Genomic DNA, 26,299 nt, shown 5'->3' on the forward strand with positions numbered 1-26,299 from the left:
GCGCCGTACGATGCGGCGACCGCCGGGGATCGCTCATGTGGCGGGGAAAGCGTTCGGGACTTCGTCGGAGTACCGGTGACAGATCTCGCTCACCGGAAGGTGCCCACGATGGACGACCGACCATGAAGGGCGTGCGGGTCGCCGAGCCCGCCGTACGCTCACCCGACGCGTTCGCGGCGCTCTACGACGAGCACTTCCCGTCGATCTACAACTATGTCGCGAGCCGGCTGGGCCGCGACGTGGCCGACGACGTCGCCGCCGACACGTTCGTCATCGCCCTGCGCAAGCACGGGGGTTACGACCCGGAGAGGGGCGCCGTACGGCCCTGGCTCTTCGGCATCGCGACGAGGCTCGTCGCGCAGCACCGGCGGCAGGAGACGCGCCGGTACCGCGCCCTGGCCAAGGTCGGCCGGGAGGAGATCACCGACAGCCACGAGAACCGGGTGATCAACTGGGTGCGCGCCGAGGGCCTCCAGCCCCGCCTCGCCACGGCGCTGGCCGCACTCCCGCACGGCCAGCGCGACGTCCTGCTGCTCAGCGCGGTCTCCGAGCTCTCGCACGAGGAGATCGCGCAGGCGCTCGGCATCTCGTACGGAACGGTCGGCTCGCGGCTGAGCCGGGCCCGCAAGAAGGTGCGCTCCGCACTCGGGGAGGACAACGATGAATGACGAGCGCATGATCCGCAGCCTCCTGCGGGAGGCTCCGCCGTCCGCCGACGTCGTCGCCGAGGGCCGGCGCCGGCTGTACGCCGCGCCGCCGCGCCGTCGGCGGTGGCGGGTACCCGGGCTGGGCATCGCCGGGCTGGGCCTGGCGGCCGCCGCCACGGCCGCCGTGGTCGCCGTCACCGCGAGCGGCCCGCCGCCCGCGTCGGAGCACGCGCCGCCGAAGGCGATGACCGCCCGGCAGGTGCTCCTCGCGGCCGCGGAGAAGGCGGCCGGCGAGCCGGTCGGACGGTACTGGCACACTCACGTGATCAGCGGCCAGGCCTACCACGTCGCGAAGGGCGACTACGTGATCGACGGCGCCCGGCACGAGCTCGACCAGTGGACCGCGCGCAGCGCCGAGGACGACGACGTCTTCCGCAGCCGGTTCGCCGGTGCGATCCCGCAGACGGCGGCCGACCGGGCGGCCTGGCGGCGGGCCGGTTCGCCGACGGTCTGGCGCGTTCTCTCGAACGGCCAGTACATCCGGCAGACCGCCGCCCCGGACCGGTGGGATCTCGTCCGGATGACACCCGCCGAGAAGAACGGCTACGAGAAGCTGGTCGCCCGCGCACGTAAGCAGTGCGCCGGTCACCCGCAGGGCTGCCCGCAGCAGCAGCTCACCCAGGCCCAGCGGGAGGCGCTCGCCGACGACCCGGCGGCGCTGCGGCAGCGGCTGCTCACCACCTCGGGCAAGGGCGGTCCGAGCAACGTCCTCGCCCAGGCCGGCGACTTCCTCGCCCAGCCCGGCTCGCCGAAGCTCAACGCGGCCGTCTTCCGCGTCCTGGCGGACACGCCGGGCATCCGCAACGCCGGGTCGGTGACGGACCTTCGGGGACGGACCGCGATCGCGCTCACGGCACGCGCCACGGATACCAGTGGCGTGTTCGACACCCAGCTTCTGCTGCAGCCCGGCACGTACCGCGTGCTGGGCACCCAGACCGTGCTGGTGGCGGGCCGGGGGGCCGAGACGGCGGGGATCAAGCCGGGCACCGTCTACACGGAGCAGCTCTTCCTCGAGATGGGCTGGACGGACTCCGCTCCGCGCTGAGCCGCCGGGATGATCCCTGCGGTCGGCCGTTCCGGCGGCCGGCCGCAGGGATCAGCCCGTGGACCGGTTACACCGCTCGCACCCCTCTTGGCGGTGCGTGACCGCTCTGGCAGTATCCCGGCATGGGGACGCCGGAGGCAGGACTCAGGGCATGGTTGATCGGCCTGGACGATCGGTCGCTACGGGCGTTACTGCTTCTCCCCGGCCCGCTGCCGACGCTCTCGGGCATCGGCGCCGCCCGCAACGGCGCCGCGCTGCGCGTGGGGCGCCGTGAGCTGCGCTCCGCCCATGTGGCGCTGAACCGTGCCCAGAGCCGCGAGCTCGAAATGATGGCCGGAGCCGCTGTCGCGTACGCGGCGTACACCCTGCAAGAACACTTCGGCTACTCGGAGTCGGAGGTCGCCGGACCCGACCTGCCGACGCTCACCGCGATGTTAGAGCGCCTCGAACCCGTTCTGGCCCGGCTGACCATGTACGGCATCGTCATCCGCGAGGCACCGGCGAGCCGACTGGTACGAGAGCACTGGGACGAGCTCCTCGAGGCCGCTGCCGGGCCGGGCGAACCCGGCGGGCCCGGTGGGTCCGCGCAGGACGAACACGACGAGCAGGGCGAGACCGCCTTGCACGGGCTTCCTTCATCGACGCCGCCGGAGCGGACCGCGGAAACGGAAGAGGACGACGCTGTGCCGGACGAGACCACCGGAGCCGACCTGACCGCCGCGGCCGAGGCGCTTCGCGCTCGGGCGGACTCTCTGGCGATGACACTGGACCAGGCGGCGGCACGGGTCCGCGCCGGTTCCCGGGTCCCGGACGAGCTCGTGGACGAGCTGTCCGCGTGGTCGTCGGAACGGACGGGCCTGGCCACCCGGCTCGCGGAGGCCGGTCGCCCCTGGTCGGACGAGGAGGACTTCGCGGAACTGCGCCGGCTCATCGCGGAGATTCGGGCCGAGGAGGACGCGAAGACCAGGCGGGCCAAGGAACTTGCCGGGTTGCGCGTCCAACATGAGCAGCTCTCCGGGGCCCTCGCGACGGCGTCGCCGGGCGCACCTCATCTCGGACCGCTTCGCGAGTCCCTCTCCCTGCTGGAAGACCGGATATCCGCCCTGCTCGGCGGAGTGACCGCGGCCGACGTGGCCCCCGCGGACGAGCGCGCGCCCGCTCCAGAAGGTCCAGCCGCCGATCCTCCCGGGCCATCCCAGGCCGGCGAACAGGCGGAGAGCCCGCAGACGTCCGCCATCCTCGATGAACCGGTGGCGACGCCGACCGCCCCGCAGACGTCCGCTGCCCTCGACGAACCGCCCGCCGCACCCGGCGAACCGGAGCCCGCGCCCGTGGGGCGCGTGGACGAGTACCCGCCCGGTACCGCGTCCGCGGCACCGCACGACGAGGATGCGCACCCGTCCGGCACCGGGTCCACGACGCCGCACGACGAGGAGGTCGCGGCCGCGCCCTCCGGCCCGTCACCCCGCGCGGCAGAACCCGCCTCGGGTGAGGAGCAGCCGCCGGAGACGGAGTTCCTGCCCTGGCGGCCCCTCGCCGCGACGGCCGACACCGCGCATCCGGTGACGCAGGACTCACCGGTGGCGCGGCTCGTGCGGGAGGGCCGGTTCCAGGAGGCCTACTGGCTGACCGTCGGCTCGAGCGAGAAGACGCATCGGGCCGACTGCCTGGCCTTCTCCGACGCCGCCTTCTCGTGCGGCGGTGAGGATGAGGCGACCGCGGTGTTGACCGGCTTCGTGCCGGATGTCGACGCACTCCGGTCCGACCGGTCGGCGCTCGTGCTGACCGCCGCCGCGTCCGTACGGGCGGGCATGCTCGTCGGCTGGCAGAACGACTTCCTCCTTCAGACCGACCTGTCGACCATGATCTCCGGTCCGTGGGGACGGTTCCTCGAGAGCGCCGTCGGCGTACTGCGCCATTTCGAACAGATCGATCCCGTGGGGGACGGGCTGAGCACCACCAGGGAGCCGGTGCTCACCCGGGAGCGCCTGGGGGACGAGGCCACCGAGCTCGTGACCGACCTGCCGCGCCAGCGGGTCGGGTACGCGCGCGCCACCCACGTCCGGACGCGGCTGCTCCGCCAGGAACAACCCCTCGGGAAGGCCCTGACCGTCATCCGCGCCTGGGCCGACGGTCAGGCCGACGCGGCGGCGCTCGAAACGGTCTGGGAGCTGTTCCGCAAGCGCGGCTCGGCGGAGCGCATGATCGAGGAGGCGGACGCGGCGATCCGTACTCCGAAACAGGCCAAGGAACCGATCGAGGCGGCGGCGAAACGGGCGCTGCTGCGCAGCATCGATCAGGTGTCCGACCTGCTCTCCCGGGCTCGGGCCCTGGCCGCGCCCGCCGTCGGCGACCGCGCCGACTGCATCACGGCCCTGCGCCGGTCCCTGGAGCAGGTCCGCGACGTGGCACCGCTGCCGGGTGTCGATGGAGCCGCCCTCATGCGGCTGCGCACCTGGCTGCTCGGCGCGGACCGGCCCATCGTCCCGGTGCCCGTCCTGGAGGCCGAGGCCGGACAGCCCGACGGGCAGCCGGGCGCGGAGTCGCTGCTGGCGGCACCGGACCTGCCGCGTTCGCACGAAGGCGCGCCCCTCCCCGACGCGGACGGGTTCACCGACGCTCTCCTGGCACTGCTCGATCCCGTCGACAGCCGCGCGGTGCTGCGCGCCTACTCCCAGAACGGCGACCTCCACCTGGCCGACGCCTTCGTGGCCGCCCTCGAACGCGACCTGGTTCCGTGCGTGCCGGCGGGCCGCGACGCGATTCCGGGCGACTGGCGTCAGTCGCGCGAGATCGAATGGGCACGCTGGTCGAACCGGCACCGCGAGACCCACCGGGCCGCGGCGGGCCTGCTGGCCGAGCTGCGCACCCAGCAGAACCTCAGCCCGGAGACGGAACGCGACTACGCCGGACGGCTCGAGCAGTTGGGACGGCCCGCGCCGGAGGGGGCCTTCGGCGGCACGATCGACCAGATCCGCGCGCTCCAGGAGGAGCTGCGTTCGCGGGTCGACGAGTACGTCGAACGACTGCGGGGCAGCCTCAGCGCGCTCAACCTGCACGCGGACGAGCGGGAGCGGCTCACCGCACTGCTCGACGCGGGTGACACCGTGACCGCCGAAGAGTGCCTCGCGCTGCTGCGCAAGGGTGACCCCCTGCCCGATTGGAGCGGTACCGACTGGGGTGCGGAGCTCGCCGCGTTCACCGCCGGGCTGGAGCTCGACACGGCGGTCAAGACCGGCCAGGGTTACTCCGCCCGGTCCTGGGCCGATCACTTCCTCGGCGGGCAGCCGCTGACGTCCGGCGCCGAGGTCGCGCTCGACGCCTGGGACGCGCTGTGCGATCCGACGAAGCGGGGCTCGGAGTGGCAGCGGCACGTGCCCTCGGTGCTGCGCCTGCTCGGCCTGGAGTGCGAACAGACGCCGGTACGCGACGACCGCCGGGTGCGCGGCCTGCTCCGCCTGACCGCCCGCGCGACGCCGATCGAGTCGGCGCCCGGCTACGTCGCCGCGCTCGGCTCCGCGGCCTCCGCCTACACCATCCTGGTGGTCTCGGACGAGCAGCGCGGGCGGAGCCCGCTGGACCTGCTCGACAGCGGCGACACGGGTGCCTGCCTCATCATCTACCTCTACCCTCTCGGCCTCGGTGGCCGCCGGGCGATGGCGGAGAAGGTGCGCACGTCGTCCCAGCAGGCGCTCGTGGTGGATCCGGCCGTCTTCGGGTGGGTCGCCGCGCGGTCGCCTCGTTCCTTCCGCGCGGCTCAGCGGCTGACCCTGCCCTGGACGGCCTTCACCCCGTACACCCCGTTCGTCGCCGGGCTCGTGCCGCCGGAGGTCTTCTACGGCCGCGGGCAGGAGATGGCGACCGTCACCGACCCGCTCGGCGCCCTCTTCCTGTACGGCGGACGCCAGCTGGGCAAGTCGGCGCTGCTCCGCAAGGTGGAGGCGACGTTCCCCGACACTCCCGAGCGGAAGGCGATCTACCTCGACCTGAAGGCGCGCGGGGTCGGCGAGGCCGAGCCGGCCGAGCGCATCTGGCCGGTGCTCGCCGGTGAGCTGCAACGCGTGGGGGTCCTCGGCCGCAAGGTCTCGCCCGAGGCCGGGCCGGACGTGATGCTGAGCCAGGTGCACCGCTGGTTGGAGGAGAATCCCCAGCGGCGGATCCTGGTGCTCGCCGACGAGGCGGACGCCTTCCTGACCGCCGACTCGAAACCCGTGCCCGGTCGCGGCGGCGACGGAACGTTCGCCAACGTCGTCCGGCTCAAGGGCCTCATGGACCGCACCGACCGGCGCTTCAAGATCGTGTTCGCGGGCCTGCATCAGGTCCAGCGCTTCAGCCACCTGTCGAACGTGCCGCTCACGCACGGCGGGCCCGACGTGCTGATCGGACCGCTGAAACCGGCCGAGGCGCAGCGCCTGGTGGTCGAGCCGATGGCCGCCTTCGGCTACCGCTTCGAACGCCCCGAACTCGTCTGGCGGGTTCTCGCCGCGACGAACTACCAGGCGTGCCTCGTCCAGATCTTCTGTGACCGGCTCGTCGCGGCGCTGCGCGAGAAGCCGCTGGGGTCCGCGCAGTGGCCGATCGCCGTGACCGACGAGGACGTCCGCGCGGTCGCCAGCTCCGCGCAGGTCCACCGCCACATCGCCGAGCGGCTCCGGATCACGATCAATCTCGAGGACCGCTACCGCGTGCTGGCCCTGGTGATCGCGCTGCGCAGCCAGGCGGACGGCTTCGCCCGCGGCTACAGCGCCGACGAGCTGCTGAGCGCCGCCAAGCAGCACTGGCGGGAGGGTTTCAGCTCGCTCACCGCCAGCGACGTACGGATCTACCTGGACGAGATGGTCGGACTCGGTCTGCTCATCCAGCAGGCCGACCGGCGGCGTTACGCCGTACGCAGCCCGAACGTCGTGCACATGCTCGGCACCCGCGAAGACCTCGAGCTCGAGCTGCGGCAGACCGAGTTCGACCTGCCGTACGACTACAACCCCCGCTTCTCCCGGCGCCTGGTCGGACAGGACAAGGAGGGCATCGCCCGCTACAGCCCGCTGACCGAGGACCAGCTGCATCTCGCCACCGGCCGGGGACTGTCGGCCGTCTGCCTGACCACCGCGTTCGCCCCCGCCCTCGTCAAGGAGGCGGTGCGGTCCTATTCCGACGCCCGGGGCCTGCGCGTGCGCGTCGCCGGGGCGGACGACCTGGCCGACGTGCTGGCCAACGACGCGCGGGACCGCAAGCCGAGCATCGTCCTGGCCGATCTGCACGGCTGCGCGAAGGCGGAGCTGGAGAGCTGCGTCGAACGGCTCGGCCGGCACACCTCGCCGGACGACCCGCACCGGGCCGCCGTGCTCCTGGTCGATCCCGTGACGTGGGACGGCCGGCAGGACGAATCGGTCACCAGCGTGGTGCACCCGCAGCGGTGGAACGCCGACAGCCTGCGGGCCTGGCCCGAATGTCCCTTCGACACGCCGGACAAACGCCGGAACCTGGTCGAGGTCACCGGAGGGTGGCCGAAGCTGGTGGAGCGCACGGTGCACCGCACCTCCCGCCAGGGGGCCACGCTGAAGACGGCGCTGGACGAGATGCTCCTGTACACGGGACGGATCGAGTTCGCCCGCGCCCACCTGGAGGACGTGCAGCTCGACGACCGGCAGATCGAGCTGCTCTCCGAATGGACCGCGTACCTGGAGCCGGGCGAGGCGTCCAGCCCCGCCGACATCGCCTCCGTCACCGGCCTCGGCCTGGAGCAGGTCCACGCGCTGACGCGGCGGCTGGTCGAGCACGGCGTGCTCGACGACGGGGACGACGGGTACACGCTCGACTGGGTGACCTTCCGCACGCTCGCGTCACTGCGGAACTCTTCGTGAGTCTCGCCTCGACCGTCGATCCGACCGCCCTGCCGGGCGTACGGGTCTGGGTGCGCCGTGTCCTGGAGGATCTTCAGCGCGGCAGGAGCTGCCTGTGCCTGCTCCCCGACTCCCAGGTCCGGCCGACGGACGCGCCGGCCGAGAGGCTCCTGGGCGAGCTGCTGCACGAGCTCGGCGACTTCCTGCTCCTGCCACCGGCGGAGCGGGATCGCGTCGCGCGGGTCCCACGGCCGCGCGCCCCGCAGGCCGCACCGGCCGGCCGGTGGACGCCGAGTGAGCCGCTGCTGGACTATGACGACGGCCTCTCGGACTTCGAGCACCACACCCGGCCGCTCCCGGCGACGCCGGCGATCACGGCGCCCGCCCCCTCGGTGCCCATGCGGACCGCCGCGGCCGACCTGCTGGAACGGCTGGCCAAGGAACTCCAGGGTCCCTACTCCGCGGGCGGTCCCGCCGCCGAGGGGCTGGACGACGTACTGGCGCGGTTGACCGAGGACCGGCCGCCGTCCCGCGGTGGACAGGTGATCGTCGTACGAGCCTGGCGGGAGGCGTCTTCCACCGCCGCGACCGACCTGCTCCGGCGGCTGACCGCGGCCGTCAAGGAGGCCGGACTGACCCCCACCCGGCGCCCGCGCATGCTCGTGGTCGCCACGCCGTCGGGGCTGCCCGCGGAGCTTCCGGACCAGATCTCCCGGGAGGACACGGCCGTGCACTGGTGGTGGGGGGTCCTCGGCCGGTTGGACACCGCGACCGTCGTCTCCGTGGCCCGGCCGCACTCCCCCGGCCCGGCGGCACATCATCAGCTCCTGGAATCGGTCGTCCAGGCGGCCGTGGTCGAGGTGTGCGGGCCCTTTCTCGACCTGGCGACGGAGCTGGCCACCCGCTGGGACGGCGTTCCGGCGACCCTCCTCGATGAGCTGAGGCACGTGGTCGGTGCCGTGACCGCGGAGCCCGCCTCGGCGGGGTCCGCTCGCCGGGGACGTCGCTCCGCGCTCCAGCCGGACAACACGCTGCGCCCCGGCTGGAATCAGGGGCTGCTCGACGCGTGGGACGGGCAACTGCGCTGCCACCCGGGGTACGAGCCCGATCTGGAGCACACCGTGCGGACCAGGCTCTGGCTCGCCCAGAACCGTGTTCTTCTCCCCCTGCTGGACGACGCGCGCGAGGAGTTCACCGAGGTGATCCGCCGCCGGTCCCGGCTGCCGCCCGGCCGGCTCGCCGAGCGCTACCGGTCGGGCCCGGTGGGCACCGCGTCGGCGCCGCCGGCGGACGGCGGCACCGCCGAGGCGCTGATGGGGATGGAACTCGGCGCGATGTGGGGCGCCCACCTCAACAGTCACGTCCGGCTGACCCGTGAGGAGGCCGACCGGCTTCGCGTGTTGTGGGACGCCCGCAACCGCCTGGCCCATCGCGCCGCGCTCGACGACCACCGGTTGAAACGGCTGGTGACGGAGCTCTGCCGGTGATCGATTCGCGGTCCGTCGCAGGTGGCCACGGCGGGCGTCAGAGCCCGGGCAGGAATCCGCGGAGCTCCGCCAGGACGGCCTCGGGGCGTTCCTCGGCGAGGAAGTGGCCGCAGTCCTCGATCATCGTGCCGGTGACGTCCTCGGCGTAGTCGCGCCAGACCGCCACGGTGTCGATCGTCTGCAGGAAGCTGTGCTCGCCCCACAGCGCCAGCAGCGGCATCGGGATCCGCCGGCCGGCGTCGGCCTCGTCGTGCGCGGCGTCCTCGTCGGCGGCGCGGTAGTCGTCGAACCCGGCCCGCAGCGCGCCCGGCCGGGAGAACGCCCGGACGTATTCGGCGATGTCCTCCTCCGGGAGCGGCACGTGCGCCCAGTCGTCGATGAGGTACCGCAGGTAGGCATCGGGGTTCGCCCCGGCCAGCAGTTCGGGCAGGTCGGGCCGCAGGTGGAACAGCCAGTGCCAGGTGCCGCGGGCCAGGCCGGCGTCCATCCGCCGCCACATCTCGCGCGTCGGGATGATGTCCATGAGGACGAGCCGCTCGACGTCGCCGGGATGGTCGAGCGCCCAGCGGTGCGCCACCCGGGCGCCCCGGTCGTGGCCGATCACCGTGGCCGACTCGTGGCCGAGGGCGCGGATCAGCCGGTGCAGGTCCTCGGCGCGGGTGCGCTTGTCGTGCCCGTCCCTCGGCAGGTCGCTGCGCCCGTAGCCGCGCAGGTCGGGAACGACGACCGTGTACGCCTCGCTGAGCGGCCCGACGAGGTGCCGCCAGCAGTGCCCCGTCTGCGGCCAGCCGTGCAGAAGGACGAGCAGGGGCCCGTCACCCACCTGCCGGTAGTACATGCGGATGCCGTTGACCGTTGCGATCGCCATCTCTAACCCCCTTATATGGTTATAGCCAATCTAACCATATGATGGGGTTATGGGGGACTGGCTCTGGGACGGCGGCCGGCCGAGCGTCGACCTGGTCAACACGATCCGCGACCGCAAGCTCGGCGGCCGCGAGACCCTGCGCACGCCCGCCGACCTGGGCGCCTGGCTGCGGACGGCGGATCTGCCCGGCGACCCGGACGACGCCGGCCTGCGGGCCGTACGGCGGCTGCGCGAGGCGATCGACCTCCTCGCGTTCCCGGACGTGAGCGCGGCCGGCCGGGGGGCCGCGGCGGAGGCCGACGACGCGCTCCCCCGGACCGCGCGGGAGGCGGTCGACATCGTCAACGCGGCCATCGCGGCCGCGCCGCCGGTCCCCCGGCTGGCCCTGGACGACGCCGGGCGTCCCGTCGCCGCGCCGCGCGAGGAGTCGACGGCGGCCGCGATGGCCCGCCTCGCCGTCGACGCGATCGGCCTGCTGACCGGCGACGACCTGCTGCGCGTCTGCGCGGCGCCCGACTGCGGCGTACGGTTCGTGGACCGCTCCCCCGCCCGGAACCGCCAGTGGTGCTCGATGCGGCGCTGCGGCAACCGGAACAAGGCCCGCCGGCACTACGACCGCACACGGTCCTGAGCGCGTGAGATGTCGTCCCGCCCTGCGATGATCGCCCTGTGATCGACACAGCGGACCAGGACGAACTCCGGAACACCATCCGCGAGGCCCTCGCCATCGGGGATCTCGACTTCGACGCGATCATCGAGGACTGCGTCGAGTACCTTCACGGGGTCGTGGAGGCCGACACGGTGCGCGCGGCCGCCACCGAGATCGCGGCGGAGGAGTTCGCCGCCTACCGCTCCGACCAGAAGACCTGGCCGGACGTCCTCGACGCCGACCGGCTGATCCGGGCGTTCCGGGAGCTGGAGACGGCCGGATCATCGCCCGCGAGAACTTCACGTGCTGCCAGAGCTGCGGCACCGCCGAGATCGGTGGAGAGGCACCGGAAGGCGCCGATCCCCGCGGCTACGTCTTCTGCCACCACCAGGACGTCCAGGCCGCCGTCGGCGGCCATGGGGTGTACCTGTCGTACGGCACCTTCGGCGGAGACGAGGCCGCGACCACCCGGATCGGCGAGGAGGTCGTCGCCGTGCTGCGCCGCCACGGCCTCGCGCCGGACTGGAACGGCGATTCCGGCCGGCGGATCGAGGTGCCCCTGACGTGGCGGCGGCGGCGCTTCGGGCGGCTCGCCGCCTGGCCCGGCGGTCCCGAGCCGGAGAACGCCGGCCCGCTCAAGGTGACCTACCGCGACTACGCGCGAGGGCGTGGCGAGGACGACGCGATCCCGATGCCGCTCGCCGCGGCCCGCCGGACCCTGCTCGACCTGACGCCGCGGAAGGGCAACTTCGCGACGTTCGAGGGCCGGTCCGGCGCCATCGTGCAGATGATCTGGGAGGACGGGCCCCGGCTGTGGCTGGAGAGCCCGGACGTCGCGACGCGGAGCTCGCGCGGCCGCCACGTCACACCGGCCGAGGCCGAGGACCTGATCCGCGTCCTCGCCGAGGAGGACCGCGCGGACCTCGCCCGCCTCGGCGACATCGAGGTCCGCCCCTGGTCCACCGGCTGAGCCGTCGAGGTCGCCGGGTGGGCCGTCAGAGCGGCGGGATCCGCTCGCGGCGCATCCGCGGGATCACCGGGCGTTTCTCCATCTGGAAGACGCGGTCCCAGGCGGCGTCGAGCTGGGCCTCCAGCTCCCGGACGCGCTTCTCCAGTCCCATGATGTGGCGGATGCCGACCAGCGTGACGCCTTCGTCGGCCAGTTCCATGACGCGGCGGATCCGGCCGATCTCGTACGCCGAGTAGCGCCGGTGGCCGCCCGGTGTGCGCCGGGGTTGAACGACGCCGTGCCGGTCGAGACGGTGCAGGAACCGGCGGCGCGTCTCGAGCATCTCTGCGGCCTGCCCGACGGAGTACAGCGGCCGGTGTTCTTCTTCAGTGAGGACCATGACGCGAGCCATCGTGGGGCACGGCACACCACTCGGATGCCCCGTACACGCCCAGGTTGTGGGCTTCTTTACGCACGGAGGGCGGGCGCGTCGGTTCCTTCATGCGCACCGTCCTTATGGACGGACGGTCAGCGTTACCGGCAAAGGACCGGGACCGGGTGCACCAAGCACCCAAAAGACAGTCGAGAGGACCGGAACCATGTTCTTTCTTGCGCTGCTCGCCCTCCTCGGAATCGAGGAAACGGCGAAAGAGACCCGGCTGCGTAAGGCCAGGCTCGCCAAGCTGACCGAGGAGGCCGTCGAGGCTCCGCTCGACGAGGCGCGGTATGTCGCGCTGGAGTCCGAGCTCAGGGAGCTGGCGCGAACGGCTGCGACAGCAGTACAGAAGGCGCACATCATCAAGGCCGCCAGGAAGCTCGCGAAGGCCGCGCTCTCCGCGCGGAGGACTCCTTCGCACCGGGCGGCACTGGCGAAGTTGGCCGCAGTGGCGCCGACTCCGCTGATGAACGGGCGCCCGGTGACCCAGGCCGCGGTGGAGTGCGCGGAGGCCGCCGTGAGGACGGCGAACGAGGAGTGGAAGATCAGCCTCGTCGAGGTGTCCGCCAAGACGATGCTCCGGGGGACGCGAGCGTCCTCGATCCGTGCGCTGCGGAAGGCCGGGCGCATCTGATCATCAACGGGCGGGGTGCTCCGCACCCCGCCCGTTCGTTCGGTGGCCGCCCGCGGTCCGTGCTCAGATGCGCTCGATGATGGTGGCGTTGGCCTGGCCGCCGCCCTCGCACATCGTCTGCAGGCCGTAGCGGCCGCCGGTGCGCTCCAGCTCGTGCAGGAGCTTGGTCATCAGGATGCTGCCGGTGGCGCCCAGCGGGTGGCCGAGCGCGATGGCGCCACCGTTCGGGTTGGTCTTCTCCAGGGAGGCGCCCGTCTCGCGCGCCCACGCCAGCGGGACCGGCGCGAACGCCTCGTTGACCTCGAACACGTCGATGTCGTCGATCGACAGCCCGCCCCGCCGCAGGGCCTTCTCGGTGGCGGGGATCGGCCCGGTCAGCATGTACACCGGGTCGGAACCCTCGACGACGAGCGTGTGGATGCGGGCGCGGGGCGTCAGGTTGTGCTCCCGTACGGCCTCCTCGGAGGCGATGAGGAGCGCGCCGGCGCCGACCGAGATCTGGGAGGCGATCGCGGCGGTGAGCTCCCAGCCCTCGCGCAGCGGCTGCAGGCCGGCCATCTTCTCCAGCGAGGTGTCCGGCCGGGCGCCCTCGTCCTTGGTCACGCCGGCGATCGGCGCGGTCTCCCGGTCGAAGTAGCCGTTCTCGATCGCGTTGACGGCGCGCCGGTGGCTCTCCAGCGCGAACGCCTCCAGATCACCGCGCTTGAAACCCCACTTCTCGCACATCAGCTGCGCGCCGCGGAACTGCGAGATCTCCTGGTCGCCGTACCGCGCGGACCAGCCCTCGCCGTACGGGAAGGGCATGCCCTTCTCCAGCGCCATGGCGACGCTGGAGCCCATCGGGACCATGCCCATGTTCTCCACGCCGGAGGCCACGACGAGATCCTGGGTGCCGGACAGGACGCCCTGGGCGGCGAAGTGGATCGCCTGCTGCGACGACCCGCACTGCCGGTCGATGGTCACGCCGGGGACCCGCTCGGGCAGGCCCGCGGACAGCCAGGCGGTACGGGCGATGTCGAGCGACTGCGGGCCGACCTGCATGACGCAGCCCATGATCACGTCGTCGACCGCCTCGGGGTCGACGCCCGTGCGCTCGACGAGCTCCTTGAGAACGTGCGCGCCCAGGTCGGCCGGGTGCACGGCCGCGAGGGCGCCCTTCTTGGTGCCTACGGGGGTACGGACCGCTCCGACGATGTACGCCTCGGCCACGACGCCTCCAAGTATCTTCCCGGGTTCCGTCCCAACAAGAACCGAACAACATTCGGTCAGTACGAGGTTACCTCGCTCGGTCCATCCGTCGATATGACCGAGCCCACTCTCGGACACGAACCTGCCACCCCGGAGACGACGCCATCGCCGCGTCGTCAGTTCGACGCCGGGCGGGCCGGCGACGACCACGTGCATGGAGCCCGGCCCGGCCCTGTACCTGAATCATTGTCGAGGTTCTAGAGTGGCGCGCATGGAGCATCCCCGATGGGACGTGTGCGAGCTCACCGTGGGCCAGGTCGCGGAGCGGAGCGGGGTCGCCGTCTCCGCACTGCGCTTCTACGAGACTCAGGGCCTGATCCGCAGTCGCCGTACCGCGGGCAACCAGCGCCGCTACACCCGCGATGTGCTGCGACGCGTTGCGTTCATCCGGGTCTCCCAGCGCGTCGGCATCCCGCTGAAGCAGATCCGCGACGCCATGGCCCGGCTTCCGGACGAGCGGACGCCGACCCGGAAGGACTGGGCCGCGCTGTCCGCCTCCTGGCAGAGCGAGCTCACGGCCCGCATCGAACAGCTCCAACGGCTGCGCGACGACCTGACCGACTGCATCGGCTGCGGCTGCCTGTCGCTGAGCCGGTGCCGCCTGTCCAACCCGTTCGACGAGCTGGGCGAGCAGGGCCCGGGCCCCCGGCGGCTGCTCACCGAGACGGCGGCGCAGGCGGCGTCCGCCGCCGGGCCGGACGCCTGCGATGGGGATCACTGCGGCTGAGGTGACGGCGCCCCGAGCTGCCGTTCGTACGCGGTGACCAGGGCGTCGAGCACGCCGGGGAAGCGGGCGTCGAGGTCGTCGAGGCGCAGGGCGGTCCAGCGCCGGTTGCCGTCCTCGCGCTGACGGATCACGCCCGCCTCACGGAGCACCCGGAAGTGGTGGGTGAGCGTGGACGGCGCGACATCCACGGGGAACGTCCCGCAGGCCCGCTCCGGGTCGGCGTGCAGCGTCCGGACGATCGTCATCCGGGTGGGGTCCGACAGCGCGTGCAGGACGTCCAGCAGGTCGAACTCGTCGACGTCGGGGTGGGTGAGCGCGCGACGCTGCGATCGGGGCATGGCGATGTCCTCTCTTTCGACAACCATCGTACAACCGTGGTATGACTTTCGTCGTACGACGAACGTCGAACGTCGAAGGAGAAGACGTCATGCGTGCTCTGGTGATGACCGCGCCGTCGGAGGGCCCGGACCGTACCGAGGTCCGCGAGGTCGAGGCGCCCCGTCCCGGTCCCGGTGAGGTGACCATCGACGTGACCCACGCGGGGATCAACTTCATCGACGTGATGGCCCGGCGCGGCGACGCCGGCTACGTCCCCGCGTGGCCGTACACGCCGGGCAAGGAGGTCGCCGGGACGGTCCGCGAGGTGGGCGACGGCGTGCCGGACCTGGTCGTCGGCCGGCGGGTCGCGGCGTTCGCACGCGAGGCCGGCGGCCTCGCCGAGGTCGTCCGCGCGCCGGCGGCGCTCACCGTCCCGATCCCGGCCGCGGTGCCGTCGGCCACCGCGGCGGCGACCCCGCTGATGCTCGCGACCGCTCTGCTCCTGCTCACGGACGCCGCCAGGTTCAGCCCCGGCGAGACCGTACTCGTGCACTCCGCGAGCGGTGGTGTCGGCGGCGCGGTGGCCCGGCTGGTGCCCGCGCTGGGCGGCGGACGCCTGATCGGCACCGTCGGCCACGCCGACAAGATCCCCGCCGCGCGGCAGAGCGGCTATGACGTCGTCGTCTCCCGCGACGACGACCTGGCCGAGGCGATCCGCGCCGACGGCGGCCAGGTGGACGTCGTCCTCGATCCCCTCGGCACCGCGATGCTGGAGACCGACCTGACGGTCACCGCGCCCGGCGGGCGCATCGTGCTGTTCGGCAACGCGGGCGGTGGGCGATCCGCCGGCCTGCCCGAACCGCGGCGCCTGATCGGCGGCAACGTCGCCGTCGCCGGGTTCAGCATCAGCTCCCTGGCGGTCACCGCGCCGGAGCGCGTGGCGAGGGCGCTGCGCCGTCTCCTGGATCTCATCGCGGACGGCCGGCTGACGTTCCCCGTCACCGAGGTCGGTTCGCTGGCCGAGGTTCCCGAGATCCACCAACTGCTCGCCGAGCGCCGCGGTGACGGCAAGTACGTCGTCCGGGTCGCCGAATCCTGACAGGAGATGTCAGCCGGGCCGGGTGATGATCGGAGCGGCCGCCGACCGTACCGACCGAGGACGCCGTGACCCCCGACGACGCGCGGGCTCAGCGCCTGCTGATCCCCGCCACCTTCATCACTTCACTGGGCAACAACATCCAGCTGATCGCCGCCGCCCTGCTCCTCGTCCGCGCGGAGCGGACGATGCTGGCGGTCGGCTGGCTGTTCATCGCGGTCGCCGCTCCGCAGGCGCTGCTGTCCCCCTTCTTCGGCCGCCTGGCCGACCGGTTCGACCGCCGTACGCTCTGGGTCTGCTGCGACCTGGCCGCCGCGCTGGCGGCGCTGGCCCTGCCGGTCGGGCTGGCGGCCGGGGCTCCGACGGACACGATCGTGTACGCCGCCAACCTCGCGCTGGCGGTGGCCGCCACCCTCTTCGTTCCGGTCAGCGCGGGCCTGATCAAGGAGCGCGTCCGGCCCGCCGAACTGCGCCGGTTCAACGCCGACTACGAGATCGCGATGCAGGCCGGGATGCTGCTGTCGGCGTCGGTGGGCGGTTTCGCCGTCCAGTGGTTCGGGGCGACGCCGCTGTTCGCGTTCAACGCCGGGACGTTCGTCGCCTCGGCGCTCTGCGTGCTCGCGACCGGCCGCCGTCCCGCGCGCCCGGCCCGCGTGGCGGAGTCCGACCGGCGGGAAGGACCCGCCGGGGAGCGCGGGCGTGCGCGGACCGGCTGGCTCATCCTCCTGTACGCGCAGGGCAGCGTTATCGTGACCGTCTTCAACGCGCTGCTGCCCGTCCTCATCGTCGGCGAACTGCGCCGCGGCAGCGCGGTCCTCGGCGTGGTCGACGCCCTGGGCGGCGCCGGTTTCCTGGTCGCGGCGGCCGTGTACCGGCTGGTCGGCCACCGGCTGGGCGACCTGCGCGTGGCGCTGGCCGGGTTCCTGCTGTGCAGCGTCCTGCTGGTCTTCCAGCCGCGGTACGGCATCGCCGGGCTGATGCCGCTCGTCCTGGTCGCGGCGTGCGGATTCGGGCAGGCGCGCATCGCCGCACGGGCGCTCCTGCTCGCCTCGGCCCCCGAACACCGCGTGGGGCGCGTGTTCGGCGTCGCGAACGCCTGCGCGCTGGCCGGCACCGTCGCCGTCATGCTCGTCGTGGCGACCGTCACCGATCGTTCGGACACGCGGTACGGCTTCGCGACCCTCGCCGCCATCAGCGCCCTCGCCGTCGCCCTCCCGGCGGTCGCGCTGAGCAGGCGGCACCGGCCCGTACCGGAGGCACCGGGTTCGGTGACGTCTCCTGCCCCGCAGGTCACGCGTTGAACGACCGCCCGATCCGGGCACCACTTGGCGGATGCGGCACAGTCCCCCCGCCCGGTTGCCCCGGCCACGGCCCCGGAACCTGGTGCGCTCCGCCGAGAGCGCCGCGCGCCACCCCGGCCGGGAACGGCACATCGTCGTGCAGTCCCTCGAGGCGGCCGGGGCCGCGCTGCTCGCCTGGGTGATCGCCGCCCTCTGGCTCGACGCGCCGCTGGCCTGGGAGACGGCCGCCAAGTGGCTCCGCAAGGCCGAGCGGACGTCCGCACGCGCCGAGGACGCCTGGGCGGCGATCGACCGGGGCCGGGAGAGCCTCCGGCTCAACCCCCGTCGGCGGCGGGCAGAGGATCCGGACCCGGCCCCCGCCCTGCTCCCGCTGGAGGTCGTCGCCAAGCGGACGGCGAGCCTGCAGCGCTCGCTCGTCGACGCCTTCGAGGCCGGGACGCCCAGGCCGACGGAGAGCTCGTCGCGCTGCACTGCGACGTGCTCGACCACGCCGCCGACACCGTACGGGCGTTCCGGTGCCGGCATTTCGCGACGCCCTGGTCGCCACCGGCCGGGACGGACACGCTGCGGGAGACGGACGGCAGGCTCCGGGACCGGCTGCGCGCCCGGCGGTCCGGCCCGCAGGGGCGGGCGGTCGACGAGGCCCTGTGCATCCCGATCGACCGGCTCCTCACCGCGCTGGACGACCTGCTCGCCGAGTCCGCCTCCGCCGACACGAACCGGTGACCACCCCCGCCGACACGAACCGGTGACCGGGACGCCGGCCGGTGGGCCGTCAGCCGGAGGACTGGGCCTTCCGCACCATGGCCAGGTGCTCGCGCAGGTGGGGCAGCGCCTGCTTGGCGAGGGCGATGACCTGTTGCGACGATCCCTGGGAGATCTGCGTCTTGGTGTCGGCGATGGCCTTCTCGTGCCCGCTCGCCATCGTGGCGAGGTAGTCCTGGTCGAAGGCCTTCCCTGATTCCTCCTTCAGCCGCTTCGCCACCTCGGCGTCGGCGGGCGCGACGGATCCGGGGAGGGAGACACCGACCCGGCGGGCGACGCTGGTCACCTTGTCCTCGAGGTGGGTGTGGTCGTTCGCCAGTCTCCGGCCCACGGAACGGACCGCCGAGGTGGCGCCCTTCTTCTCGGCCAGGTTCCCGAGCTCGACCTCCGCGAGGTTGACCTGGTGGATCTCGGTCAGCCAGCTCCGGTCCTGCTGGGACAGTCGGCCTTCGCCCGTCGGCGAGGTGGTCGGCGAGACGGTCACCGTCGGCTGGGCGCCGCCGGTGCCGCACGCCGTGCCCACCGTGGCGATGACGGCCGCCGCCGAAAGCGCGAGCAGGTACGGATGACGCTGCATTGACGTGCCCCCTGTTGGTAGTCACTGCGTCACTTTCCGTGACGCTCTTCGCCGTACCCGCGGATGAGCGGCGTCATGCAACGGCGGCCTCCACCGGGTTACGCTTGACGCGGGTCGGACCGGAGGAGAGAAGCGTGAGTGGGGTCGTAACGCTCGCCCTGTTGGCGATCCTGGTGGCGTTCATCGTCAGCCGCGTCGCGAAGAAGGTCGGGCTGGGCATGTCCCGGGACCGCGTGATCGGGCTCATCGTCGTCTTCGTCATCGTGGTGTTGATGGTGTGGGGGCAGAAGACCGGCGGAAAGTAGCGTCCACCCTGAACCGAAGAGGCCCCTGGGACGTCTTACCGCGTACGAAGCACTCTGCCGCCGGGAGACATCCATGCCACAAGCCAGCGCGCACGCCAGCGACGCCACCTGTCACCTGCGCAGGCTTGTGGACTTCGCCGAGCCCCGGCCGGACGACACCTGTCTCGACCTCGGCTGCGGCGCCTCGGACGTCCTCGGCCCGTGGGTCCACCGGGTGACCAGCACCGACGCCGCGTCTCTGCCCGAAGGGCCGTTCACGCTCATCACCGCGAGCCTGACTCCGACGCTCGACGCCGACCCCGTCGACCTGCTCCGGCGGCTCCTGGGCGTCTGCGCCGGACGGCTCGTCATCGCCGACGTCGTACGGACCCGTGCCGGCGACAGCGGCCGTGTCGAGCGCGTGCGCGACCCCGCCCGTACGACGACGCGCTCCTTCGACGAGCTGGTGGACCTGGTGCGCCAGGCCGGCGGTGCGACGCGCCGCCTCGACGTGTTCACCATCGAACGGCCGGTCGAGCCGTGGCTCGCCCAGGCCGGCGGCTGCGCCGACCTCCGCGCGGAGCTGACCGCCGAGCTGGACGGCGGCCCGAAGACCGGTGCGCGCCCCCGCCTGATCGGCCGGGAGCTGTGGTTCACCCAGTCGTGGGCGTACGTCGCGGCCGAGCCCGTCAGCGAGGAGCAGGCGGAAGCAGCACCGCCGCGCCGTTGACCCGGTCACCGGCCAGGTCCGCCAGAGCGCGGTCCGCCTCGGCCAGGGGATAGGGCGTCACCGTGACCTTCAGCCCGAGCCGGTCGGCGAGCCGGAGGAACTCCTCGCCGTCCGCCCGCGTGTTCGCCGTGACGCTGCGGAGCCGGCGCTCCTGGAACAGGTGCGCCTGATAGTTCAGCGCCGGGATGTCGGTGAGGTGGATGCCGGCGATCGCGAGGGTGCCGCCCCGGTCGAGGCGTTCGAGGGCGGCCGGCACGAGCTCGCCCGCCGGCGCGAACATGATCGCCGAGTCGAGGGGCTCCGGACTCGGGTCGAACGAGTCCTGCGCCGACGCCGCGCCGAGGTCGAGCGCGAGCTCGCGGGCCGCCGCCGCCCGGGTGAACACGTGGACCACGGCGCCCTGGGCGATGGCGACCTGCGCCGCCAGGTGCGCCGACCCGCCGAAGCCCCAGATGCCGAGTCGGCCGGCCGGCGGGAGCGCGGCGCCGCGCAGCGCGCGGTAGCCGATGATCCCCGCGCACAGCAGCGGCGCGAGCTCCGTGTCGGGCCGGTCGCCGGGCAGCGGGTAGACGTACGCCTCCGGGGCGACCGCGAACTCGGCGTACCCGCCGTGCGCGTCCCAGCCGGTGTAGACCGAGCGAGGGCAGAGGTTCTCGTCGCCGCGCCGGCAGTACGCGCACCTGCCGCAGGTGCCGCGCAGCCACGCGACGCCGACCCGATCCCCCGCCGCGAACCGGTCTCCCGGGGTGACGACCTCGCCGACGATCTCGTGGCCCGGCGTCACCCCGGGCAGGTGCGGCGGCAGATCACCCTCGGCGACGTGCAGGTCGGTCCGGCACACGCCGCAGGCGCGGACGCGCACCAGCACCTCGCCGGGCCCCGGCTCGGGAACCGGCCGGTCCACCGCCCGCAGCGGCCCCGTTCCGATCGGCCCGGGCGCGCGGACCTCCCACGCCAGCACCCCTCCACCCTAGGCACGCCCGCCGCCGCCGTGAACGCGGACCGCGCCGAGTACCGATGCGCCGCCTCCCATCGCCGCACGAGATCGACAGGGGTACGGGGAACGGTATGGCCGGCCCGTCGGTTCGGATAGAGATCACGCCGATCCGATGGGAGCCATCATGACCGAGAATCGCGGGCCGTCGCCCGTCCGTCAGCTTCGCCTGGTCGTCGAGGCGGAGGACTACGAGGCGGCACTCGCCTTCTACCGCGACGCGCTCGGCCTGCCCGAGCAGGCGGCCTTCTCCGAGAACGGAGACGCCCGGGTGGTGATCCTCGACGTGGGCCGGGCCACGCTGGAGATCGCGAACCCGGCGCACAAGCGGTACATCGACGAGGTCGAGGTGGGCCGGCAGGTGGCGCCGAAGATCCGGGTTGCGTTCGAGGTGGACGACGCCCAGGCCACCGCGGACCGTCTGGTGACCGCCGGCGCCGAGCAGGTGGCGCCGCCGACCCTCACGCCGTGGAAATCCCTGAACGCCCGGTTCGACGCGCCCGCGGGCCTGCACATCACGGTGTTCCAGGAGACGATCACCGAGGACGAGCGCCGGTCGCTCGACGGCTTCGCGACCGAGACGGCAGGACCTGCCGAAGACTGATCCCCCATTAATGGCCGGGAGCTTTCCTCGCGGAGCGGGAAAGCGGCGGCCGGGAGCGGGTGATACCCAGGTGACCGCCATCCGCGCCATGGAAAGGCACCACATGACAGGGGACCCCCCGCCCGACCCGGCCGAGCGTTTCGATGAGGTCTTCGACGCCTACTTCGCCGAGATCCATCGGTACGCGGCCAAACGGCTCGGCCCGGACGCCGCCGCGGACGTCGCGGCGCAGACGTTCCTGGAGGCGTTCCGGCACCGTCGGCGTTACGACCCGATCCGCGCGAGCGTGCGCACCTGGCTGTACGGCATCGCGACCAAGGTGGTCGGCAGGCACCAGCGGACCGAGACGCGCGCGCTGCGGGCGCGCGCCCGCCTCGGTCCCGGCCGCGACGCCGAGGAGCACACCGAACGGGTCGACACGCGGGTCAGCGCCCAGGGCCTTCGCGGCGAGCTCGCCGGGGCGATCGCGGCGCTGCCGCGCGGGCAGCGCGACGTGCTGCTGCTCGTGGCCCTGGCCGACCTCAGCCACGAGGAGGTCGCGGCGGCGCTGGGGATCTCCTATGGCACGGTCGGCTCCCGACTGAACCGTGCCCGAACCAAGCTGCGCAAGGCGCTGGGCGGGACCAATCCGATGCTCACTCTGGAGGAACAACATGGATGAGGTGCGGATGGTCCGGGACGCCTACCCCGAGCCCGCTCCACCCACCGCCCGGGACATCGCCCGGGCGAAGGCCCTGCTGACCAGGGCGCCGCGCCGTACGGCACCCCGCCTGTGGTGGGGGCTCGGCGGCGTCGTCGCGGCGGGCACGGCCGCGACCGTGGCGATCACGCTCGCCGGAGGCGGCACACCCGGTGGGGGGAACACGCCCGCGCCGACCAGCACGGTGCGACTCGACGCCAGGAGCGCCTTCCTCGCGGCGGCGACGAAGGCCGCACAGCAGCCGGTCGGAAACTACTGGCACGACGACGACGTGCTCGGCCAGTCCTACGTCATCCGGGCGAAGACCGGAACCTACACGATCACCGGTGCGCTCACCGAGGGGTTCGACTGGTGGGGCACGCAGCCCGGCGTGGGGAACGCCTTCTACAGCCGTGAACTCCCGTCCCGTACGCCGACCAAGCAGGACACGGCGCTGTGGCGCAAGGCCGGGTCGCCGTCGAACATCCGCGTCTGGTCCTCCGACCACTACTGGACCTACAGCACCGAACGGGTGACGAAGTGGCATCTGGACGGCAAGGACAACCGTCGCGCCGGGCAGCTCCCGGGCGGCCTGTCGGTGAAGGATCTGCAGAACCTGCCGACCGACCCGGCCGAGCTCGCCAAAAGGTTCCTGAGCCAGGCGGCGCTGAACAGCATCGCGATGGGTCTCCCGCCGGGGGCGAAGATCACCCCGGAGATGGCGCGTCGCCTGAAGTCCCGGCCGGTACTGCCCCAGCAGAAACTCGCAAGGGTGTCGGGACTCTTGCGGGCCCCGCTCCCATCGAAGGTCCGGGCGGGCCTGATGCGGGCGCTGGCCGACCAGCCGGGCGTGCACTCGATCGGCCACGACACCGACGCGCTGGGCCGCCAGGGCGTCGCGCTGGCCACCGACTACAGCCCCGTGACGGTCACCGGCGAGTACGGCGCGCCGAAGGCCGTGCGGGGGACCTACCGCTCCCGCTCCGTGGCCATCTTCGATGAGCGGACCGGCGCGCTGCTGGGCAGGCAGGAGGAGCTCACCACGCCCGGCGGCCCGTACGCGGAGATGAAGCCGGGCTTCATCATCAACTACTCGGTCGTCCGCTCCTCGGGGTGGACGGACACGGCGCCGAAGCCGCCGGCCGAGCTCCCGTTCGACCGACCCTAGGGGCCGCTCCATCGGGCTCGGAGGCCGTCCTGGACGGCTTCCGGGCCCGACGTGGGTCAGGAGGACTTCAGGGGGATCTCGAACCAGACGGCCTTGCCGTCGCTGGTGGGGCGGGAGCCCCAGCGGGCGGCGAGCTGGTCGACGAGGTAGAGGCCGCGGCCGCCCTCGTCGGTCTCCCCCGCGCTCCTGATGCGGGGCAGGCGCATGTCCTTGTCCAGCACCTCGACCCAGACGGCCTTCTCGCCGCGCCGCAGCCGGAGCGTGAACTCCTTGGTCACGGGCTCGCGCCGGCGCAGGTCGGGCAGGTCCCAGGTGTCCTCGAAGCCGCCCGGGCCGTCGAGGCCCAGCGCGCCCTCGAGCACGAACTCGCGCCGGGGCGCCGGGGTGTTGGCAGCGTGCAGCACGACGTTGGTGACGACCTCGGAGACCAGCAGGCAGGCGAGCTCGGACTGCTCGTCCAGCATCCCCCAGTCGGCGAACGTCTCGGCGGCCAGCCGGCGCGCCTCCGACACCATGATGGGCTCGGCGGGGAAGGTGCGCTCCTCGACGTACAGCCGGCTCGGCGCGGTGCGCACCACCACGATGGCCACGTCGTCGTCGATGTCGCCGGGCACGGCCTCGTACGCCGCGTTGGCGATCGCCTCGACGCCGCCGCGCGCCGCCTTGCGGACCGCTTCGTACAGGAGCTCGCGGGCCTCTTCGCGGCTGTGGTGGTCGCCGTCCTCCTTCGGGCGGCGCTCGATCAGGCCGTCGGTGTAGAGGACGAGGGTGCTGCCGGGCGGCAGCTCGCGGGTCTCCTCCTCATACCGGATCTCGCCGCCCAGGCCCGGCTGGCGGACGCCGAGCATGGCGCCCCGGCCGGTGGCCTCCAGCTCCCCCACCTCGCCGTCGAGGACGAGCAACGGCGGCTGGTGACCGGCGTTGGCGAAGGACAGGATCCGGGACCACGCGTCGTACACGAAGTAGGTGACGGAGACGAGCGGGGTCTCCTCGCCCTCGGAGGCACCGGAACGGACCGGGGTGCTCATCGTGCGCACCCACTCGTCCAGCTTGGTGAGGATGTCGGCCGGCGGCTTGTCGTCCTGGGCGAACGCGCGCAGCGCCGCCCGCAGCTGCCCCATCACGGCGGCGGCACGGGCGCCCCGGCCCTCGACGTCGCCGATGACCAGGCCGACCCGGCCCGCGGACAGCGGGATCACGTCGTACCAGTCGCCGCCGACCTGCGTCTGGATGCCCTGCCCGTGCGACTCCAGGGGACGGGCCGGCTCGTAGCGCCAGGCGATCTCCAGGCCGTCGAGCGCGGGCGGCCGGTCGCCCGGCAGGAGGTACTTCTGGAACGCCAGCGCCGTCTCCCGCTCCTCCTCGAACAGCATCGCGTTGTCGATCGCGAGCGCGACCCGGCTGGCGATGGCGCCGACGAGGTCACGGTCGAACCCGTCGTAGTGCGGATCGGGCCGGACGGTGACGCCGGACAGTGCCAGGCTCATCACGCCGAGCAGCTCCCCGCGCGCGAGCAGGGGGGCCGAGATGATCGACGTCACGCCGACCTCCTCGGCGAGCCGCTTGCTCGCCGGGGTCGGCGCCTTGATGTAGTCGGCGACGACGTCCTCGACCAGCACCGCGTCCCGGCGGGCCATGGCCTTGGCGTTGAAGTGGCCGGGCGGGTACTCGACGACCTCGCCGGGGTCGGCCCAGGTGCCCGGCGGCGGGGTCCAGGTTCCGGCGTGCCGGGACACCCGGCGGACGAGCTTGTCCCCGCTGAACAGGTCGATGAAGCAGTGATCGGCGAACTGCGGGACCAGCGTGTCGGCGACCCGGCGGAGCGTCTGCGGCAGCTCCAGCGAGGCGGCCAGCCGCTCGCCGACGCGCTCCATCAGGCCGTAGCGGTCCTGGTCGCGCTGGTTGCTGCGCAGTGCCTCCCGGCCGAAGATGACGATGCCCTCGATGCCGCCCGAGGGGTGGCGCAGGGGGACGGCGTACGCGCGCGTGTAGATGGTGCTGCCGTCGGCCCGGACGTTGCAGAAGGTGCCCTCCCACACCGCGCCGCGAAGCACCCGCCGGGCCAGGTCCTTGGCCTGCTCGTGGTCCTCCTCGGCGACGCCGAGGGACAGCCACGACCGGCCGATGTACTCGGGGCCGCCGAATCCGAGCAGGGTCTCGGTGAAGGCGTTGGTGTAGAGGACGTTGCCGAAACGGTCACAGACGATGACCGCCATCTCGACGGCGTCCAGCACGGTCTTCGGCGGCAGGAGCGCATCGACGGGTAGGTCACCCCAGCGCTTCATGAACGTGTCACCTTGCGATCGCTCACTCGGCCCCCCGGATGTGGTCCCCCCGGACTATTGAACGACGAACGCCGCGCCGGGATACGTCGAACCGGCAACTCAGCGCTTCGATACGAAGACGTGAGAGGCGACAAGGCGCGAGATCTCGACCGGGTGGCTGTCGGCTGTGTCGTCACTCGTCACTCGGATACCGTCATCGGCGGCCGCAAGCGTCACCTCTCGTCCCGGTTGGATACCGATCTCCTTGAGTTGCGCCATCAGCGCGCGGTCGCCCTGCACCTGCTCGCTGATCCGCTGGACGACCACCGGCACGCCGCCCGCGGTCGCGACCTCGGTCATCAACTCCAGCGGCTCCGCCGTCCGCGCGTCCGCCCACGCCTTGACGTCGGCGCCGAGCTCGGCCAGGCCGGGGATGGGGTTGCCGTGCGGGCACGTCGACGGGCCGTCGAGCAGGGTGACCAACCGCCGCTCGACCTCCTCCGACATCACGTGCTCCCAGCGGCACGCCTCGACGTGGACGTCCTCCCAGGGCAGGCCGATCACGTTGACGAGCAGGCACTCGGCGAGGCGGTGCTTGCGCATGACCCGGACGGCCAGCGACCGGCCCGTGTCGGTGAGCTCGAGGTGGCGATCGCCCTCGACCTTGAGCAGGCCGTCGCGCTCCATCCGCGCGACGGTCTGGCTGACCGTCGGACCGCTCTGCGAAAGCCGCTCGGCGATGCGCGCGCGAAGGGGGACGATGCCCTCCTCTTCGAGCTCGAAGATCGTCCGGAGGTACATCTCCGTGGTGTCGATCAAGCCGTGTGCGGTCAAGGCTTCCTCCAGTCTCGCCCCATGCTACGGCGGATCAGCGACGGTTGGGGAACCGAAGACGGCGGGGGGCGATCCACTTACTCTCTTTGGTGAAG

At 72.7% G+C, this 26,299-nt stretch carries 23 protein-coding genes and 1 pseudogene; 16 read left to right on the forward strand and 8 right to left on the reverse strand.

The genetic code is table 11. The features are described 5' to 3' along the window. Positions 1-122: 122 nt before the first annotated feature. From ABD978_RS17940 to ABD978_RS17955, 4 genes are all read left to right on the forward strand, one after another. Positions 123-668, forward strand: a complete 546-nt coding sequence (locus ABD978_RS17940) for an RNA polymerase sigma factor (RefSeq protein ID WP_345355052.1) — start codon at positions 123-125, stop codon at positions 666-668. Then, complete coding sequence (locus ABD978_RS17945) at positions 661-1,752, forward strand: CU044_5270 family protein (protein WP_345355055.1); 1,092 nt, start codon at positions 661-663, stop codon at positions 1,750-1,752. Before ABD978_RS17940 ends, ABD978_RS17945 begins: the two co-directional genes overlap by 8 nt. Positions 1,753-1,874: 122 nt before the next feature. Next, positions 1,875-7,613, forward strand: coding sequence for a hypothetical protein (locus ABD978_RS17950; RefSeq protein ID WP_345355058.1), 5,739 nt, complete (start codon positions 1,875-1,877; stop codon positions 7,611-7,613). Next, positions 7,610-9,079, forward strand: a complete 1,470-nt coding sequence (locus ABD978_RS17955; RefSeq protein WP_345355061.1) for a hypothetical protein — start codon at positions 7,610-7,612, stop codon at positions 9,077-9,079. The genes ABD978_RS17950 and ABD978_RS17955 overlap by 4 nt, the downstream gene beginning before the upstream one ends. Positions 9,080-9,116: 37 nt before the next feature. Here ABD978_RS17955 and ABD978_RS17960 read toward each other — a convergent pair whose 3' ends face one another. Then, positions 9,117-9,947 (reverse strand): alpha/beta fold hydrolase, encoded by an 831-nt coding sequence (locus ABD978_RS17960; RefSeq protein WP_345355064.1) that lies wholly within the window; start codon positions 9,945-9,947, stop codon positions 9,117-9,119. 49 nt (positions 9,948-9,996) lie between these two features. On the opposite strand from ABD978_RS17960, the gene ABD978_RS17965 reads away from it, so the two are divergent. After that, positions 9,997-10,578: a CGNR zinc finger domain-containing protein gene (locus ABD978_RS17965; protein ID WP_345355067.1), complete on the forward strand. Its 582-nt coding sequence runs from the start codon at positions 9,997-9,999 to the stop codon at positions 10,576-10,578. A gap of 38 nt (positions 10,579-10,616) precedes the next feature. Continuing rightward, positions 10,617-11,566: pseudogene (locus ABD978_RS43910) on the forward strand (DUF6891 domain-containing protein). 25 nt (positions 11,567-11,591) lie between these two features. Here ABD978_RS43910 and ABD978_RS17980 read toward each other — a convergent pair. Then, positions 11,592-11,945 (reverse strand): MerR family transcriptional regulator, encoded by a 354-nt coding sequence (locus ABD978_RS17980; RefSeq protein ID WP_345355076.1) that lies wholly within the window; start codon positions 11,943-11,945, stop codon positions 11,592-11,594. A 199-nt stretch (positions 11,946-12,144) separates the two neighbouring features. Between ABD978_RS17980 and ABD978_RS17985 the strand changes: the two genes are divergently transcribed. Beyond that, on the forward strand, positions 12,145-12,615 hold the full coding sequence (locus ABD978_RS17985) for a hypothetical protein (protein ID WP_345355079.1): 471 nt from the start codon (positions 12,145-12,147) through the stop codon (positions 12,613-12,615). Positions 12,616-12,678: 63 nt separating this feature from the next. Here ABD978_RS17985 and ABD978_RS17990 read toward each other — a convergent pair whose 3' ends face one another. Beyond that, on the reverse strand, positions 12,679-13,824 hold the full coding sequence (locus tag ABD978_RS17990; protein ID WP_345355082.1) for an acetyl-CoA C-acetyltransferase: 1,146 nt from the start codon (positions 13,822-13,824) through the stop codon (positions 12,679-12,681). A 250-nt stretch (positions 13,825-14,074) separates the two neighbouring features. Between ABD978_RS17990 and soxR the strand changes: the two genes are divergently transcribed. After that, positions 14,075-14,590, forward strand: a complete 516-nt coding sequence (gene soxR, locus ABD978_RS17995; protein ID WP_345355085.1) for a redox-sensitive transcriptional activator SoxR — start codon at positions 14,075-14,077, stop codon at positions 14,588-14,590. On the opposite strand, the gene ABD978_RS18000 is transcribed toward soxR, so the two are convergent. Then, positions 14,578-14,955, reverse strand: coding sequence for an ArsR/SmtB family transcription factor (locus ABD978_RS18000; RefSeq protein WP_345355088.1), 378 nt, complete (start codon positions 14,953-14,955; stop codon positions 14,578-14,580). The genes soxR and ABD978_RS18000 overlap by 13 nt on opposite strands. A gap of 62 nt (positions 14,956-15,017) precedes the next feature. Between ABD978_RS18000 and ABD978_RS18005 the strand changes: the two genes are divergently transcribed. The 3 genes from ABD978_RS18005 (at position 15,018) to ABD978_RS18015 (ending at position 18,031) form a co-directional block, all read left to right on the forward strand. Next, positions 15,018-16,007 (forward strand): quinone oxidoreductase family protein, encoded by a 990-nt coding sequence (locus ABD978_RS18005; protein WP_345355091.1) that lies wholly within the window; start codon positions 15,018-15,020, stop codon positions 16,005-16,007. A 65-nt stretch (positions 16,008-16,072) separates the two neighbouring features. Then, a complete protein-coding gene (locus tag ABD978_RS18010) occupies positions 16,073-17,305 on the forward strand; it encodes an MFS transporter (protein ID WP_345355094.1) in 1,233 nt (410 codons plus the stop codon). 477 nt (positions 17,306-17,782) lie between these two features. Beyond that, entirely contained in the window at positions 17,783-18,031 is a 249-nt protein-coding gene (locus ABD978_RS18015; protein ID WP_345355097.1) for a hypothetical protein, read from the forward strand. A 49-nt stretch (positions 18,032-18,080) separates the two neighbouring features. On the opposite strand, the gene ABD978_RS18020 is transcribed toward ABD978_RS18015, so the two are convergent. Continuing rightward, positions 18,081-18,647: a DUF4142 domain-containing protein gene (locus tag ABD978_RS18020; protein ID WP_345355100.1), complete on the reverse strand. Its 567-nt coding sequence runs from the start codon at positions 18,645-18,647 to the stop codon at positions 18,081-18,083. A 134-nt stretch (positions 18,648-18,781) separates the two neighbouring features. Here ABD978_RS18020 and ABD978_RS18025 point away from each other — a divergent pair, with 134 nt between their 5' ends. Continuing rightward, positions 18,782-18,952 (forward strand): hypothetical protein, encoded by a 171-nt coding sequence (locus tag ABD978_RS18025; protein WP_345355103.1) that lies wholly within the window; start codon positions 18,782-18,784, stop codon positions 18,950-18,952. Between the two features lie 73 nt (positions 18,953-19,025). Continuing rightward, on the forward strand, positions 19,026-19,661 hold the full coding sequence (locus tag ABD978_RS18030) for a class I SAM-dependent methyltransferase (protein WP_345355106.1): 636 nt from the start codon (positions 19,026-19,028) through the stop codon (positions 19,659-19,661). On the opposite strand, the gene ABD978_RS18035 is transcribed toward ABD978_RS18030, so the two are convergent. Beyond that, a complete protein-coding gene (locus ABD978_RS18035; RefSeq protein WP_345355109.1) occupies positions 19,621-20,622 on the reverse strand; it encodes a zinc-dependent alcohol dehydrogenase family protein in 1,002 nt (333 codons plus the stop codon). The two genes, ABD978_RS18030 and ABD978_RS18035, sit on opposite strands and share 41 nt — an antisense overlap. 160 nt (positions 20,623-20,782) lie before the next feature. On the opposite strand from ABD978_RS18035, the gene ABD978_RS18040 reads away from it, so the two are divergent. From ABD978_RS18040 to ABD978_RS18050, 3 genes are all read left to right on the forward strand, one after another. Beyond that, positions 20,783-21,259 carry a VOC family protein gene (locus ABD978_RS18040; RefSeq protein WP_345355112.1) on the forward strand — a complete coding sequence of 159 codons (477 nt, stop codon included), beginning with the start codon at positions 20,783-20,785 and terminating at the stop codon, positions 21,257-21,259. 103 nt (positions 21,260-21,362) lie between these two features. Beyond that, the gene (locus ABD978_RS18045) at positions 21,363-21,920 is read left to right on the forward strand and encodes an RNA polymerase sigma factor (RefSeq protein WP_345355115.1); all 558 of its coding nucleotides are present in this window, start codon (positions 21,363-21,365) and stop codon (positions 21,918-21,920) included. After that, positions 21,913-23,106: a hypothetical protein gene (locus ABD978_RS18050; RefSeq protein ID WP_345355118.1), complete on the forward strand. Its 1,194-nt coding sequence runs from the start codon at positions 21,913-21,915 to the stop codon at positions 23,104-23,106. The genes ABD978_RS18045 and ABD978_RS18050 overlap by 8 nt, the downstream gene beginning before the upstream one ends. Before the next feature lie 56 nt (positions 23,107-23,162). Here the strand turns inward: ABD978_RS18050 and ABD978_RS18055 are convergent, their stop codons facing one another. Further along, positions 23,163-25,391: a SpoIIE family protein phosphatase gene (locus ABD978_RS18055; RefSeq protein ID WP_345355121.1), complete on the reverse strand. Its 2,229-nt coding sequence runs from the start codon at positions 25,389-25,391 to the stop codon at positions 23,163-23,165. Positions 25,392-25,490: 99 nt separating this feature from the next. Continuing rightward, a complete protein-coding gene (locus ABD978_RS18060; protein ID WP_345355124.1) occupies positions 25,491-26,204 on the reverse strand; it encodes an iron-dependent transcriptional repressor DtxR in 714 nt (237 codons plus the stop codon). Between the last annotated feature and the right edge of the window lie 95 nt (positions 26,205-26,299).

This window comes from Actinoallomurus liliacearum (assembly GCF_039542035.1).
Lineage (GTDB): Bacteria > Actinomycetota > Actinomycetes > Streptosporangiales > Streptosporangiaceae > Actinoallomurus > Actinoallomurus liliacearum.

Coding starts and splice junctions, on each gene's coding strand:
- ABD978_RS18045 (WP_345355115.1), top strand. CDS start 21,363: ATGACAGGGGACCCCCCGCCCGACCCGGCCGAGCGTTTCGATGAGGTC.
- ABD978_RS18050 (WP_345355118.1), top strand. CDS start 21,913: ATGGATGAGGTGCGGATGGTCCGGGACGCCTACCCCGAGCCCGCTCCA.
- ABD978_RS17960 (WP_345355064.1), bottom strand. CDS start 9,947: ATGGCGATCGCAACGGTCAACGGCATCCGCATGTACTACCGGCAGGTG.
- ABD978_RS17980 (WP_345355076.1), bottom strand. CDS start 11,945: ATGGTCCTCACTGAAGAAGAACACCGGCCGCTGTACTCCGTCGGGCAG.
- ABD978_RS17985 (WP_345355079.1), top strand. CDS start 12,145: ATGTTCTTTCTTGCGCTGCTCGCCCTCCTCGGAATCGAGGAAACGGCG.
- ABD978_RS18005 (WP_345355091.1), top strand. CDS start 15,018: ATGCGTGCTCTGGTGATGACCGCGCCGTCGGAGGGCCCGGACCGTACC.
- ABD978_RS18000 (WP_345355088.1), bottom strand. CDS start 14,955: ATGGTTGTCGAAAGAGAGGACATCGCCATGCCCCGATCGCAGCGTCGC.
- ABD978_RS18030 (WP_345355106.1), top strand. CDS start 19,026: ATGCCACAAGCCAGCGCGCACGCCAGCGACGCCACCTGTCACCTGCGC.
- ABD978_RS18040 (WP_345355112.1), top strand. CDS start 20,783: ATGACCGAGAATCGCGGGCCGTCGCCCGTCCGTCAGCTTCGCCTGGTC.
- ABD978_RS17950 (WP_345355058.1), top strand. CDS start 1,875: ATGGGGACGCCGGAGGCAGGACTCAGGGCATGGTTGATCGGCCTGGAC.
- soxR (WP_345355085.1), top strand. CDS start 14,075: ATGGAGCATCCCCGATGGGACGTGTGCGAGCTCACCGTGGGCCAGGTC.
- ABD978_RS18020 (WP_345355100.1), bottom strand. CDS start 18,647: ATGCAGCGTCATCCGTACCTGCTCGCGCTTTCGGCGGCGGCCGTCATC.
- ABD978_RS18055 (WP_345355121.1), bottom strand. CDS start 25,391: ATGAAGCGCTGGGGTGACCTACCCGTCGATGCGCTCCTGCCGCCGAAG.
- ABD978_RS17965 (WP_345355067.1), top strand. CDS start 9,997: ATGGGGGACTGGCTCTGGGACGGCGGCCGGCCGAGCGTCGACCTGGTC.
- ABD978_RS17945 (WP_345355055.1), top strand. CDS start 661: ATGAATGACGAGCGCATGATCCGCAGCCTCCTGCGGGAGGCTCCGCCG.
- ABD978_RS17940 (WP_345355052.1), top strand. CDS start 123: ATGAAGGGCGTGCGGGTCGCCGAGCCCGCCGTACGCTCACCCGACGCG.